This window comes from Clostridium sp. X (assembly GCF_055755365.1).
This window is the reverse complement of record NZ_CM146912.1, coordinates 1,178,448-1,192,861: the sequence shown is the minus strand read 5'-3', so window position 1 is coordinate 1,192,861 and position 14,414 is coordinate 1,178,448. Positions and strand designations below refer to the sequence as shown.

At 28.6% G+C, this 14,414-nt stretch carries 14 protein-coding genes; 2 read left to right on the top strand and 12 right to left on the bottom strand.

All coding sequences use genetic code 11. The features are described from left to right. The 6 genes from anfO to ACX0KU_RS06075 form a co-directional block, all read right to left on the bottom strand. Positions 1-630 (bottom strand): Fe-only nitrogenase accessory protein AnfO, encoded by a 630-nt coding sequence (gene anfO / locus ACX0KU_RS06100; RefSeq protein ID WP_472991978.1) that lies wholly within the window; start codon positions 628-630, stop codon positions 1-3. A gap of 236 nt (positions 631-866) precedes the next feature. Next, the gene (locus tag ACX0KU_RS06095; protein WP_472991977.1) at positions 867-1,070 is read right to left on the bottom strand and encodes a heavy-metal-associated domain-containing protein; all 204 of its coding nucleotides are present in this window, start codon (positions 1,068-1,070) and stop codon (positions 867-869) included. A gap of 88 nt (positions 1,071-1,158) precedes the next feature. After that, complete coding sequence (locus tag ACX0KU_RS06090; protein ID WP_472991976.1) at positions 1,159-1,941, bottom strand: TerD family protein; 783 nt, start codon at positions 1,939-1,941, stop codon at positions 1,159-1,161. Positions 1,942-1,980: 39 nt separating this feature from the next. Beyond that, positions 1,981-2,640, bottom strand: a complete 660-nt coding sequence (locus tag ACX0KU_RS06085) for an AIM24 family protein (RefSeq protein WP_472991975.1) — start codon at positions 2,638-2,640, stop codon at positions 1,981-1,983. A 79-nt stretch (positions 2,641-2,719) separates the two neighbouring features. After that, on the bottom strand, positions 2,720-4,417 hold the full coding sequence (locus ACX0KU_RS06080; protein WP_472991974.1) for a bifunctional diguanylate cyclase/phosphodiesterase: 1,698 nt from the start codon (positions 4,415-4,417) through the stop codon (positions 2,720-2,722). 145 nt (positions 4,418-4,562) lie between these two features. Continuing rightward, a complete protein-coding gene (locus tag ACX0KU_RS06075) occupies positions 4,563-4,802 on the bottom strand; it encodes a hypothetical protein (protein WP_472991973.1) in 240 nt (79 codons plus the stop codon). 365 nt (positions 4,803-5,167) lie between these two features. Here ACX0KU_RS06075 and ACX0KU_RS06070 point away from each other — a divergent pair, with 365 nt between their 5' ends. Both ACX0KU_RS06070 and ACX0KU_RS06065 read left to right on the top strand, forming a co-directional pair. Then, positions 5,168-7,633 (top strand): YceG family protein, encoded by a 2,466-nt coding sequence (locus tag ACX0KU_RS06070; protein WP_472991972.1) that lies wholly within the window; start codon positions 5,168-5,170, stop codon positions 7,631-7,633. 15 nt (positions 7,634-7,648) lie between these two features. Next, positions 7,649-8,746 (top strand): toxic anion resistance protein, encoded by a 1,098-nt coding sequence (locus ACX0KU_RS06065; protein ID WP_472991971.1) that lies wholly within the window; start codon positions 7,649-7,651, stop codon positions 8,744-8,746. A 46-nt stretch (positions 8,747-8,792) separates the two neighbouring features. On the opposite strand, the gene ACX0KU_RS06060 is transcribed toward ACX0KU_RS06065, so the two are convergent. The 6 genes from ACX0KU_RS06060 to rnmV form a co-directional block, all read right to left on the bottom strand. Continuing rightward, a complete protein-coding gene (locus ACX0KU_RS06060; protein ID WP_472991970.1) occupies positions 8,793-9,497 on the bottom strand; it encodes an MgtC/SapB family protein in 705 nt (234 codons plus the stop codon). Between the two features lie 73 nt (positions 9,498-9,570). Beyond that, positions 9,571-10,395: a YhfM domain-containing protein gene (locus ACX0KU_RS06055; protein ID WP_472991969.1), complete on the bottom strand. Its 825-nt coding sequence runs from the start codon at positions 10,393-10,395 to the stop codon at positions 9,571-9,573. 173 nt (positions 10,396-10,568) lie between these two features. Beyond that, positions 10,569-11,150 (bottom strand): hypothetical protein, encoded by a 582-nt coding sequence (locus ACX0KU_RS06050; protein ID WP_472991968.1) that lies wholly within the window; start codon positions 11,148-11,150, stop codon positions 10,569-10,571. 141 nt (positions 11,151-11,291) lie between these two features. Further along, positions 11,292-12,785: a DUF7922 domain-containing protein gene (locus ACX0KU_RS06045; RefSeq protein ID WP_472991967.1), complete on the bottom strand. Its 1,494-nt coding sequence runs from the start codon at positions 12,783-12,785 to the stop codon at positions 11,292-11,294. 126 nt (positions 12,786-12,911) lie between these two features. Then, complete coding sequence (rsmA, locus tag ACX0KU_RS06040; RefSeq protein WP_472991966.1) at positions 12,912-13,763, bottom strand: 16S rRNA (adenine(1518)-N(6)/adenine(1519)-N(6))-dimethyltransferase RsmA; 852 nt, start codon at positions 13,761-13,763, stop codon at positions 12,912-12,914. Beyond that, the gene (gene rnmV, locus ACX0KU_RS06035; protein WP_472991965.1) at positions 13,744-14,310 is read right to left on the bottom strand and encodes a ribonuclease M5; all 567 of its coding nucleotides are present in this window, start codon (positions 14,308-14,310) and stop codon (positions 13,744-13,746) included. The genes rsmA and rnmV overlap by 20 nt, the downstream gene beginning before the upstream one ends. Positions 14,311-14,414 lie beyond the last annotated feature (104 nt).

Below are 14,414 nucleotides of genomic sequence, written 5' to 3'. Positions count from 1 at the left end.
TTAAGCTTTCCCAGAATATACTTTTACTATAAAACCATCTTCTATAGCATCCATATTTGATTTTAAATTTAATCTTTTAAACTCTTTATCAAACCAAGGCGGCACATGTCCACATATTATTTCTAATTCATTAAATTTCATATTATTAAGAAAAGATAATAATATTTGTTTTGAAGTAACTTTTTTATTACTTTGTAAAATCATCTTTAAATCAATATGATATTTCCCCTCTTCTTCACCCTCTAAGGGCATTGGTATTGATTTAGTCTCTGAATCATTATTCTCATTAAACTCATTACGTTTATCCTCTAATTCACCCTGGAAAATATCTTCTAAAAAATCATCTGGCTTACCTTCCACCTCATAACTATTAAATTTCATTCCATCAAGAATTGTAAAGGAAATTCCTCTAACTTCAGTTGCTGCAAAAACCTTACAATCATCAAGATTATTAATCATCTTTATAACACTTTCACGAATTTCCTTTGTACTACTTAAGTTAATAATACTAAATGGAATTTCTTTTATTACATTCCACTCTTCTTTATCTTTTGAATAAATTTTAACCACTCCAGCTTCATCAAAGGATATTGTCTTATTATTATTATCTAAAAATACTGCAATTTTCATATCCATCCTCTATTTATCAGAATCTATCAACTACTCTGATAAAACTCCCTCCTTTCTTAATTATGTTTAAATATTTTAATCCCATTAATTTTTATTAATAATTAATCACCATATTGCTCAATTAATTATATATTTAATAATATAATACACTATTTTTTATTAATTTACCAATAGATTGTTCCTTTTTTTATGAAAGAAAAAAGGTCAGCGAAATTCGCTGACCTTTTTTAATTATTTTATTGAATTTTATATCCTGTATTCTCAATGCACATCTTTATTTGACTCTCACTTGCTGGTGAATTATAATCTACTTCAACTGTTCCTCTTGCTAGGTCTACTGCAACTTCTTGAACTCCCTCAACTTTATCTAATGCGTTAAGTAATTGAGTTTTACTTTGAGAATTAGCAAGGCCTGAAACATTACAATGTATTGTGTTCATATATACGCTCCTCTCATTTTATCTATTTATCAATAATAGTATGAAAGTAAAAAAGAGTTTTTATCCCTTCAGAATAAAACTTATATTTCTATTCTGTTTCTATTCCATAATTACTACATAATGCATCTAATCCGCCATTAAATCCATTACCTATAGGATTTATCTTCCACTCATTTTTATACCTATATATCTCAGCAACCACTACAGCTGTTTCAAATTTTAGTCCTTCATCAAATCTGTAATGTAAAAGTTCCCTCTTTCTTTGAGCATCTATAATTCTAATATATGCATTAGATATCTGTGAAAAACTCTGATTTCGTTTTTCTCCTTCAAATATAGTTACTGTAATAGCTAATTTTTCTATATTCATTTTAACTGAATTTAGATTTAATTCAATGGACTCATCATATGCTGTTTTTATCCCTGAATTATAGTCTCCGCTAATAACTAAAGCACCATCTCTACTTCTTGGATTTCCATAAAACACAAAATCTTCTTCTGCCGTTTTCCCCTTTTCATCTACCATAAATAAAGAAGTGTCCAATTCCAAACTTTTATTTCCGCCTGCATTCACATCCCAATCCAATGCCAATATTAGTTTAGATGAATCTTGTATTTGTGAACTTATACTAAATTTTTGACCTCTCATAACTTTAACAGAATCACTTATATTTATAGTACTTCTTAGGCTAATATTCTTACTTTGCTTTATAGGTGTACCCGTTACTGATTGGATACTTGAATCTATAGGCTCCTTCAAATCAATAATACCTTTATCTTCTCTAAAAGTTGCATTTATAATTAAATTTCCGTATCTTTTATCTTGAGAGCTTCGAATGTCTGTACTTTCCCTATTTATATTTAAATTCATATTTTACCTCCCTTCTTTTTAGTATCTGCCAAACTCTTTCTAATCTATTCCCACACGTAATCCTGAATTTCTCTCTGATGGCTGAACTATGACTACTTCTCCGTAAGTATTAAATTCAAATAAATACGACTCCCCAGAAGTTTGTCCTAATAATGTTTTCCAGCTTACATCAGATCTTAAACTTGGATCATGGCCTGTCCAGCAAACTACCGCATCTGGATCTACCGTACAAGGCGTTTCAAGTATTATAGGATTTCCATTTGTAGTTATAGCAACATGAGCATTAGGTCCTATACCTGTAAGGTTTGATGTAAACATTCCCTTTTGAGATAATACACCTGTACCTACAAATCTAACTCCATATTTACAATCTTCAGTAAAAGCAAGTAGGTTCTCCCCTTCAACCCCTATGTTTTGTCCTTGTTGAAGTTTAATAATGCTGACATGTTGTGCTCTGCTAGCCATGTAATAAGTTCCTTTTCCCGTAACTTTCATTATGGGTATATTTTCTCCTGTTAATTTCCTGGCTGCTAAATTCATAACCGAATTTAAAATACTCCTATTTTGATTAGGATCAAGAAGTACTTTCTCAGCAGTAAAGCTCCCCTTACTTGCCACCATAGCTCCTACTCTTGCGTAAAATTGGCCTTCTCCTTCTGCTGCGCATGCTAATTCTTGATGAACTCTAAAGTTAAACATGTACTCATCTCCTTTATATTAAGATCATTTCCCTCAATTAACATTATTTTCTATTATAACATATTAAGATATAACAGATTTACTTTAGCATTATCTTATCTTGCTTTAATTTCAGTAAATTAATAGCTTCTTTTTCTGGTACTGGTCTACTAAAAATATAACCTTGAATTTTGTTGCACTTGTATTTTGCTAGATATTCTAACTGCTCTTCTGTTTCTACTCCTTCAGCAACTACAGTCATTCCCATTATTCTACCCATAGCTACAATTTGTCCTGTTAATGTTTTATTATATTGAGATATAGATATATCATCAATAAATGCCTTGTCTATCTTTAGAGTCGAGATAGGTAATTGCTTCAAATAGCTTAAAGAAGAGTATCCTTTTCCAAAATCATCAAGAGCTATTTTAACACCTTGATTTTTCAATTCACCCAATTTCCACAATATATCTTCGAAAGACTCCATAAGCACAGACTCTGTTATCTCAAGTTCTACTTCTTCTGGATTAATTTTAGTAGAGTTAATCGTATTCATTACTAATGATACAAAATCTTCTTGCAAAAGCTGTAATATAGAAATATTTATTGATATTGTAATATCTCTATATCCCGTATCATTAAGTTTTCTTAAAAAACTACATGCATTTTTCAATACCCACGCACCTATAGGAATAATTAGATGTGTATCCTCAGCTACTTTAATAAACTTTAAAGGTGATACAGGTCCAATCTTAGCACTATTCCACCTTAATAACGCCTCAAAACCTGTTATTTTATTAGATTTTATATCAAGTTGTGGCTGATAGTAAATTACCATCTCATTTTTTTCAAGAGCTATTCTTAGTCCCTCTTCTATACTAGTTCTTTCAATAACAGTATCATACATAGGCTTTTTATAGACTACATATTTATTTCCACCTAGCTCTTTAGCCTTATGCACCGCTAAATCAGCACATTTTAGCAGTTTCTCTATATCTTCCCCATTATCTGGGTAACATGCCATACCCATACTAACATGAATATGTAAAGTACTTGTTTCAATATTAAAAGGTTCTTTAAAACCCTGTGATATATGCTCACATAGATTTTCTACATCTTTTGTTCCTTTGATCTTATCTATAGTTACTATAAATTCATCTCCATTTAAACTATAAAGAGAACATTCATCTGTTATTAGAGTGTTTATTCTTTCTCCAACCTTTATTATAACTTTATCTCCAAAAATATATCCTAAAGTATCATTAACATATTTAAATTTGTCGATATTTATAAAAATTACTCCTAGCTTAATATCTCTTTTTCTATTAATACGACTTGTTAAGTTTTCATATAAAGATAGTCTATTAGGTAATCCTGTTAACAACTCATTATAGGCTAAATAGTATAATTGATCTCGGTAATTTTTAACATCCGTTATATCATTGTGAGAACCAGCTAAACGATATACTACTCCATTCTCATCAAATAATGCCTTACCTCTAGATAATACCCATATATACTCTCCTTTTCCTGTCATAAATCTAAACTCACAAGTATAATACTTAGTTTTATTCCTTATATGTTCCTCCATATTCTTGAATAATATATCTAAATCCTTTGGATGAATTAGTTCATACCATTCCTCTACATTACTAAACTTATCTTTAGGATATGACATAATCTCATACCATCTATCAGAAATGTATTTCTTGCCACTTTTAATATCCCAGTTCCATATACCCTCGTTAACTGCATCAAATATTAACCTATATCGCTCTTCACTCTCCAATAGATTCATTTGACTCTCAATTAACTTATCAAGCTGATGCCTTAATTCTTCTTCTGCAGCACCAAGTTGTCCATAAGCTGCTTCTAATTCTTCATGAGCTAATTCTAATTTCTTATAACTTTCTTCTATTTCCTCTCCTTTTTTCTTAATTCCTTTAAAGGAGGTAAATACTAAATAAAATATAATAAAAGCTGTTATAAATACTAATTAATACTAAATTATTTGTGTCTCTAATTAAATTTATAATAATTTTGTCTGACAAAACTATCCACAATAAGCCTATAATAAAATAATACCAAGCTATTTTTAAGGCTATTTTTTGGGGATTTAACTTTTCAAAATTACGAGCATCATTCTTATCTTCTTCATTATAATAATTATCTCTTGGAACCATAATGTACCCCCGTTAACTTAAGCTTATAGGTTTTGTCTATTCTATAAAGCTTTTTATTTATCAATAAAATCTCTTTTCTATAATATTATTATTCTATTAATGCATTGTTTTTACATGAAAATACATAATTATATATTTATCGATTAATAGATGAATACGCTTATACTAAAACATATGTTTTTTTAATTGTATTCAAAATTCAAATTAATACTTAAATTAGTATTTGATTGAATATTATATGTTTTATGTAAATAATTTCATATACTTTAACTTCAATTCTTGCTATATTTCATCTTGTTTTTGTATAATATTATTATGGATAATTAATTATTTAAAGAGATTCTAATTGAAAGTAGGCATGCTAAATGATTAACATAAGAAAATTTATAAATTCATCTCTTAAAACTTCTAATGATATATTCAATGATGTACTCCTCCCTTTAAATAGAAGAATTGGATTTATAAATGGCACTACTCCAATTGTACCTATATATTTTTATAGGTATGTAGGTATTGATAACGAAGAGGAATATTATCATAGATTAAATAAATTAGATAAAGATTTATCTAATTTAAATGATTTATACCTAAATTTTATAGGTAATATACCATTAAAACATAATCCTTCCTTAATTGATAAAATTCAATATGTTTGGGACAGATGCAATTTAGAACTCTTTAATCAATCAAAAATTGAATCCTTAATAACATTATTTAAAGGGAATGCTTCTCTTCCAGAACTTAAGAACTCGCTTCTAAATTCCTCTATGGAAGAAAGCTTAATCTATACATTGAATCTTTATTCAAAAAAGGAACCTCATTTAAATTCTACAAAAATAAAAAATTTCACTCTAAAGCTACTCTCATGGATAAATGAATTTATTCCGAGTTTACTTCAATCCTTTGATATTAAAGGTGAAAAAAACAAAGACATCATCAATCCAAAGGTTGTTTATTTGGGTGATATCAAGAAACATGAGGTATACTTTTTAATATTTTTATCTAGACTTGGCTGCGATGTTATATATATTAACTCCCTCAATCACGGTGATTTTCCACTTATTGATGAGAATGGTCATTATTCAAAGATTCTAGAGCTTTCTAATAAATCAAACTTAATAATAGATAGATTACCAAAACCTGGTGATACTAATAAAATTGATTTAGTTACTGTACCAAAGGAACTCTTTAATATAGATAAATATAAAAATTCTATAACTCCTGTTTACAAAGTGTCTACTAACATATTTAAGGATTTTACTCTTCCTTTAACTACTCGAAGTGGGTTTGTTGGTAAACCAATGCCCTTGATTCCAGTTTATTTTTACAGATATATAGGCATAAAAGATAATTATGATGAGTACTTTAACGACTTATATAAAATAGATGTACAGCTTTCATCGTATGGTTCATTATATATGAAAATTACAAGGGATCTTCCAGTAGAAGCTAATATAGAATTAGTAAATAAAACTTCTCAGCTTTGGAAAACTTCTGTCCTTGATAGAGCTACTTTAATGCAACATCTAATAGAATGTGATGCTTTTCCTAATCTTAGAGAAGATATAATAAATTCATCTTTAATAAAAAGTTTTAATATTATACTAGAATTATACATGAGCAAAGAATTTGATATAAATACTGCTAAACTTAAGAATTTTATTTTGAAGCTTTTGATGTGGACATATAAATATGTTCCGAATCTATTTAAAAAATTTGATTATTTAAAAACTTCTACAGCAAAAGTCTATAACCCTAAAATACTATATTATGGTGATATAAAAAAACATGAGGCATATTTTTTGATTTTCTTATCTCTGCTTGGTTGTGACATTCTATATGTTCATTCTAAAGAAGATAAGACCTTTTCAGTTATAGATAAGGAATGTAAATTTACTAATTTAATTGAACTTGATGAAATAACGGAACTAAAAGAGTTTCCAAAAGAAGAAATCATAATAAGACATGAAACAACTGCTTTTAGGGCTTCAAGAGAAATCAGTAGTGTAATTTATAATACTGAGGATGGATTATATAGACCTTGGCAATTTGAGAGCTATAAAACTTACCCTCTTACTTTAAAAACAACCTATGATGAATTACGAATTCTTTGGAAAGAAGAAGCTAGAATGCGTCCGGGCTTTAAGATTGAAAATGGAGTAGTTTATATTCCTAATCTCTTTGCCAAGATAAGTGGAGTTCACAATGACCTAAATACTTACTGGAATGAATTTAAGGAGTTCAAAGATATTCATAATATTATGTTTATACATAAGGTTCCTTTTACTAACAGTAACTATTCACGGTATGATTTATATAGCTTAGAGTATTGTTTTAAAGAGGGTTTAATAAATAAAGAGGCTCTTTTTAAAAATAAGCTTTATAAATTCTCTTACTTAAAAACTCCTCTTCAAGATGGTATAATAGACAAAATAAATCAATTAATTAAATTGCCTATGTTTACAAATCCTATAAATACGGATTTTAAACTTAAAATACTAATGAGTATTTTATCTATAGATTCAGAGTTACTGGAGTTAATCCAAAAGTTTGATTATCCTTTTAAGATTCCTAAACTTTTAATTTATGATAACAATAAAGAAATATTTAGTGAAGAAGATTCTATTATTATAGCCTTCTTAAACCTTATGGGTTTTGATATAGCCATATTTACTCCTACAGGCTATAATAATATTGAACAAAGAATACCAGAAACCTACTACGATACTCATAAATTAGAAGATGTCAACTTTAATCTTAATATACCAAACTTAAACTCTATTCGGAAAAATAAAGATAAGACAAATTCATTTTGGTCTAGATTTAAATAAAAGGGGGAAATTTATATGTTGAATAAAACAAACTCAATAAACGAATTACAATATGAGGAACAGAATCTTGAAAAAGAAACCGCTGAGATAGCTCTACAAGTAAAAAATTCACCTAAAGTAGTTGCTCTAGCTCAGCAACTTGATACCTCTAGTGCTGACTCTGTAATGGCTTTTGGTAAAGATACTGCAACAGAAATCTCTCGTTTTGCAGATCAAATACTTAATGCAATACAAACAACCTCTGTTGAAGATTCAGGAGTTCTATTAACTCAACTTAATAAAATAATGGATAAGTTTGATGTTAAAGACTTTGAAGAAAAAAAAGAAGGTTTTTTCTCTAGATTTATGAAAAAAGCGAAAGATTCAATAGAAGCTCTATTTCAAAAGTATAACACTATGGGCGGAGAAATAGATAAGGTTTATGTTCAACTTAAAAAGTATGAATCTGAGATTAATACCTCTAATAAGAACTTACAAGAAATGTTTCATAAGAATATAGAATACTATGAAGTTTTAGAGCAGTATATCCTTGCAGGTAATATGGTAATTGAAAACTTTAAAACTACTGTATTGCCAGAGCTTCAAAATAAAGCTGCTACTTCCATAGAACAAATAGATCAAATTAATCTTTCTAATGGAATGCAGGTACTTGAAATGCTTGAGCAAAGAGTTTATGATTTAGAACTTGCTAAAAATGTAGCTCTTCAAACAATGCCTCAAATAAAGCTTATACAAAAGGGTAACTATAATCTAGTTAGAAAAATAAATTCTGCATTTATTGTTACCATTCCAATATTTAAGCAATGTTTAACTCAAGCTATAACTTTAAAAAGACAGGCAGTTCAAGCTAAAGCAATGGCAGCATTAGATGAAAAAACTAATGAGCTATTAATTAGAAATGCTCAAAACACTGCTCTTCAATCTAAATTGACTGCACAACTTGCGTCAGGAAGTTCAATCCAAATCGAAACTTTAGAAAAGACATGGCAAACTATCGTTCAAGGTATCGAAGAGACAAAACAAATTGAAAATGAAGCAAAACAAAAACGTGTAGACGGCACAAAAAGATTACATGAAATACAAAAGGACTTTGAAAGCCGACTTAGCCAATAGTACTACAAAAAAGGTGTTTATGAAATTTTTCATAAACACCTTTTTATTAACAACCTATTGTTGCTTTAATAACTTCATCTAAAGAATTAACATCCTTTTCTATTTTACGTAAATTAGCATGTTTTGAGACTAATATAGTATAAGTGCATTTTCTAAAGGGTTTGTGTTCTTCTCCACTCCCCACATTAAAGACAACTTCCTTAGTATTAATATTTCTAGCCCCAAAGTATCTATCCAGATTAGCTCTTAAATCTCCTTTAGTATAGTATTCTATATCTAATTTTACAGATCTTATTCTCTCAAAAAACTTAAGTTCAACTCTTTTCATAAGTACTAGAACTATATACACAGCTGCTGTTGATGAAAAACTTAAGAAGTAATATCCCATACCAACAGCAATTCCAATACAAGCTGTTACCCAAATACTGGCTGCAGTAGTTAGTCCTCTTACAGAGCCTTTATTTCGAATTATAGTACCCATTCCTAAAAATCCAATACCTGATATTACTTGAGCTGAAAGTCTCCCGATATCTGCTTTTAGTGCGTCTTGTAGCTCCGGATGTTTTAGAATCATACTTAATGTATCATTTACAATACTTATCTGTATAATAGAAATCACAGTAGATGCTATACATACTAAAATGTGAGTCCTAAGCCCAGCTGGTCTATTTGTATACTCTCTCTCGTATCCTATAATTCCGCCTACAATAATAGCTATACTTAATCTCAATAATACATCATAATAATTCATGAAAAATCTATAGCTCCTTTACTTTTCTGTATCTTTTAGTTTCACTCTATAATATTCACTAAGACTGATGTTACTAAAAGTTTTCTGGCGCTTTATCCTTTGTAAAATTAAAACTCCATGAAATAAAATCATATTTATTTACAAAATAATACTTGGTTTCCTTTTTACTTTCTTTATCATAAAAAGTTATAACACTTTTATATAAATTAGCTTTGTAGCCTTCTGTTTTTACTTCTCCAATAATTTCATAATTATTTCTATCATCATTTTTAATCATCTCTGTATTAGTATCTAGTTTTTCTTTAAACTCTTCCAAATCCATTGTAAGTATAAATTTAGATACATCATCATCATTTATATCTATTCCTATTTTCTTACTTTCACCTACACTCTTTCTATAATCTTCTACTGCTTTAAGTATAGAATTATAGTATACATCCTTAAATTCTCTTGGACTTCTTATATTCCAAAAATTCTTTATAATATCATCATCTAATCTTTTAGAAACTACATAAATCTTATCACTACTATATAAGTTACCAGCGTCTTTCTTATCTAGCCCTGCAACATAGCTAAATTTATGTACTTTGTTTACACCTTCGTGAAACTCTAACTCATAATCTGGCTCTAGCGTTATTTTATTTTCAACCTCTTTAGCCTTAGACATTATATCATAAAGGTCTTTTATTGCTTCTTTATCTGTAACAATAAAAGTAAATCCCTTATCTCTTATATTTTGTATAATAACTTTATTTATCCTTCCTTCATTAATATATTCAAAATCCTTATTTATGATACCTAGTTTAACTTTCATAGTATCAACTTTACTGCATCCCATTAGCATGCTTATTATAAATATTATAGATAATGCCTTAAAAAGCCCTCTCTCTCTTAGCACATTGCTACCCCCTCAAGTCCCTTCTTTTATAGAAAACTATTCTACTTATTTATCATAAGTAAATATATTTTTACATTATAAATTATATCATATAAATAAATAATAAAAAGAAGCACTAGGCTTCTTTTATATTTATAATAAAATTATATGATTAACTTATGTAGCAGTAGTTTTTACTGTAAAGATATTGTATTTAATATGCTTTCATATAACTTGATTTTATCTTCTTTAAATTTATCTGTTCTACTAAAAAAAGCAAATCTTATAAATCCTTTATTATGTTTAATAAAATATTCATGAGCAATATAGGATACTTCTTTAGAAATTATGTTATATTTTATTGAAAATGCCTCTCTATCTTTTATTTTTGTACTCTTTATTTTATAGTTCTCAAGTTTATTTTGTTTCTCTGAAATCTCTCTACTTCTATCTAGAAACTCCTTTAAATTTTCTTGTTCCTTCCACACTTGTACAAATCCACTTGTTAGCAAATCATCTGAGGTAAAATCATTATGATATATTATTTGATCCCCTGGAAAACTTTTAACCCCAGTACCCCATTCCTCAGGTAATTTATAAATAAAGCTTCCCTCTAATACTTTATATTCTTTTAAAGATTTTATATTATCTTGCATAAGACTAACCGGTTTTAAGTGGCCTTTTATAACATTACCTACTCCAAATAAAATAGCCATAAGTACTATAAGTGTTAAAAAGACTTCTAATTTCTTTTTGTTCATTATTATTATCTTCATACTACCCTCCCCATAACCTATAAAATTCAACTAGCATTCAGATGTGGTTTCAACCCACACCTGGATTAAGTTTCACTTGATATGATACACACCAAAAAATATATCAACTAACTGCTTAAAATTAAGCAGTTAGTTGAGGATTTATTTTTTAACCGGAACAACAACTGTTGAGTTTTTGAAATCATAGAACATAACCCAATATCCTATATTTTTGTCTTTTTCACTATGACTCCTAGAAACCCACGTTACAAATCCCGTAGCTCCTCCGAATGGTTGATCTTGTATATTTTTAGTTCCTGGTATTGCATATACTATATATCTAACCTTACCCTTTGAGTCACATTTATGACCCATTAAATAATGTCCACGTCTTCTTATATATGGATGGTAGCTAAACATTGGATAATAAACCATTGTATACTTATTAAATTCTATATTAGGTTTTATATTCTCTAGCTCTTTTGAATCAATCTTATACCATTTACACTTTCCTAATTCAGGACATATTTCTTTTACTTCTTCAAAGCCATCTACTAAATCTTCAAAGAATTCTTCTAAGTCTTCTATATCATCCTCATCATATTTATCCTTATTATCATCTTTTTTGTTATCATGTTTATCTTTATTAGATTCTTTATTATCATCTTTCTTATTATCACATTTATCTTTATTAGATTCCTTATTATCATCTTTCTTATTATCATGTTTGTCTTTATTGCAATCCTTATTGTCATCTTTCTTATTATCATATTTATCTTTATTAGATTCTTTATTGTTGTCTTTCTTATTATCATGTTTATCTTTATTACAATCCTTATCTTTTTTCTTCTTGTGTCTGTCATCCTGTTCTTCATCAAATTCAGTTTCATCATCAACTTCTTCTAATATATAGTCACTATCTTCTCTGCTCAAAGTTTCTTCTATTTCTTCTATTTCATCCCTTACATCAACGTCATCATTAATCTCGTCTTCATTAATTTTATCTTCACTAAATTCTTCATCATTACTATTTCTATCAATTTTAATATTTATGTTCTTAGCATTCTCTATGTTTTTTTCATATTCATCAAATGCATTATTTTCTCCTAAATCAACACTTTCATTTATATCATCAGTTGATTCTTCTTGTATTTTCTTCTCTTCTTTAGTATTGGATTGATTTTTAGAATCTACTTCATCTTTACTTACATTAGATCTCTCTTTACTATCAATTATGGCATAGCTCTTCCAATCTTCTAATTTAACTCCACTTACAAACCCACATAGAACTCCATTTACACTTGAAGGATTCATCCTAACTATAGCTGCACCTTTTATATTTTCCATAGGTATATTACTATTAGCTACACTCTCTACATTATACTCATAAGCTATTTCAGCTCTACCGTAATCATCTATATTTATAGCACCTAAATTAACCAACCTTTTATCAGTTTTTCTATCACAGATAAGAACCATATAATAAGGTTCCTTGTTTTTCTTCAAATTTTGAACATAATAAGATACCTTACATTTATCATTTTTTCTTTCAACTTTTGCATATCCTGTAGGAAATTTATTGTTATCTGTTGAATAGCCTTTTTCATCTTCTTGTAATATTATAAAGTACCTACTATAACTTCTCTTAGCCGACACTGATTTTCCCCCCATACAACTTATTCGATTTAATTAGCAATTATATTCATTATTATAATATATGTTAGTTTTTCAAAAAATGAACAAAATCATAAAAAAAAGAAGAAGTATTGTAAGATATATATCTTACAATACTTCTTTTCTAAACTTATCTATATTATTTGTTAAAGTTGCAAATTCTTGAAGTGATAGTGTTTCTCCTCTTCTTTTAGGATCTATATTGGATATAGCAAATGCTTCTTCCATAAGTTCAGGAGTGAGTATACCAAGACTTTTAACTGCGTTCCTAAGTGTTTTTCTTCTCATATTAAATGATTGTCTTGCTATCTTAAAAAATAATTCCTCATCTTCTACATCTACACTAGGCTTATCTAACTTATCTAATCTTATCACTATAGAATCTACCTTCGGTTGTGGTACAAATGCAGTAGGTGGTACTCTTCTTATAATCTTTGTATTGCAGTAATATTGAACCAAAATCGTTAGTGCTCCGTAATCCTTACCACCTGGCTCTGCATTCATTCTTTCCGCTACTTCCTTTTGGATCATTATTGTTAAAGAATTAAACTTATAATCTTCTTTTAAAAGCTTTGCTACTATTGGAGTAGTAACATAGTATGGAAGATTCGCTACTACTTTTACATTTTTCTCTTCCCCTATTATCTCATTTAAATCTGCTTTAAGTACATCTTTATGTATTAGCTTAAAATTACTAAAGTCTTTAAGCTCTTCATTTAGAATTGGTATTAAATCAGAATCTAGCTCTATAGCACAGACAGATTTACTCTTAGCCAATAATTCCCGAGTAAGAGTTCCAACTCCTGGTCCAATTTCTATTACGTAATCTTCTTTTGAAATTTCTGCACCTTTTACAATATCATCTAAAACTCCATCATCTATTAAAAAATTTTGTCCAAGACTTTTAGTAAACTTAAAATCGTACTTTTTTACAACATCTCTAGTTGTCATTTTTTCCATTATACTTCTCCTTATTAACTTTATTTAGAGCTTTTATAAATTCTTCTTTACTTATACCATAGTTATTTAATCTAGTTATAAATTGTGCAGAATTACAGTAGCCTATACCAATTTCTCTACCTAATGCTTCTCTTCTTAGTTTTGCCTCTTGACTTCCCGTTAAATTAAAAAAGAATATATCTTGTGCATTAAACTCTTCTCTTTTTTCCTTAACTTCACACTTAGCATTCTCTAATGCTTTTCTTATGACTTCTGGAGACGCATTCTCTACACCAATATCATCATCCTTAAGTCCTTCTTTTTTAGTTATATATGCATGCTTTATGCCTTTTACTCGTTTTGATATAATTCTTCTTATTTTCTCTCCCGCAAAGTCTGGGTCAGTAAATACTATTACTCCCTGCCTTTTTTGAGCTTCTTTTATTCTTTCTATTACCTCTGCATTTATTCCAAATCCACCTACAGCTATAATTTCAGCCGTTACTGCTCTTTTAACAGCTGTTATATCATCTCTACCTTCAACTACAATAACTTCCTTTATCATCATGCTAAATAAAAGCCTCCAATATACCCCTTTATTTGATCGTAAATAAATCTTTAATAGGTCTCAATACTCTACATAATATTTTTAACCATATAGGTTATTATGTC

Excerpts from the sequence above, each read along its gene's own strand:
- anfO (WP_472991978.1), bottom strand. The coding sequence starts at position 630 with ATGAAAATTGCAGTATTTTTAGATAATAATAATAAGACAATATCCTTT.
- ACX0KU_RS06095 (WP_472991977.1), bottom strand. The coding sequence starts at position 1,070 with ATGAACACAATACATTGTAATGTTTCAGGCCTTGCTAATTCTCAAAGT.
- ACX0KU_RS06090 (WP_472991976.1), bottom strand. The coding sequence starts at position 1,941 with ATGAATTTAAATATAAATAGGGAAAGTACAGACATTCGAAGCTCTCAA.
- ACX0KU_RS06085 (WP_472991975.1), bottom strand. The coding sequence starts at position 2,640 with ATGTTTAACTTTAGAGTTCATCAAGAATTAGCATGCGCAGCAGAAGGA.
- ACX0KU_RS06080 (WP_472991974.1), bottom strand. The coding sequence starts at position 4,417 with ATGAATCTATTGGAGAGTGAAGAGCGATATAGGTTAATATTTGATGCA.
- ACX0KU_RS06075 (WP_472991973.1), bottom strand. The coding sequence starts at position 4,802 with ATGGTTCCAAGAGATAATTATTATAATGAAGAAGATAAGAATGATGCT.
- ACX0KU_RS06070 (WP_472991972.1), top strand. The coding sequence starts at position 5,168 with ATGATTAACATAAGAAAATTTATAAATTCATCTCTTAAAACTTCTAAT.
- ACX0KU_RS06065 (WP_472991971.1), top strand. The coding sequence starts at position 7,649 with ATGTTGAATAAAACAAACTCAATAAACGAATTACAATATGAGGAACAG.
- ACX0KU_RS06060 (WP_472991970.1), bottom strand. The coding sequence starts at position 9,497 with ATGAATTATTATGATGTATTATTGAGATTAAGTATAGCTATTATTGTA.
- ACX0KU_RS06050 (WP_472991968.1), bottom strand. The coding sequence starts at position 11,150 with ATGAAGATAATAATAATGAACAAAAAGAAATTAGAAGTCTTTTTAACA.
- rsmA (WP_472991966.1), bottom strand. The coding sequence starts at position 13,763 with ATGGAAAAAATGACAACTAGAGATGTTGTAAAAAAGTACGATTTTAAG.
- rnmV (WP_472991965.1), bottom strand. The coding sequence starts at position 14,310 with ATGATGATAAAGGAAGTTATTGTAGTTGAAGGTAGAGATGATATAACA.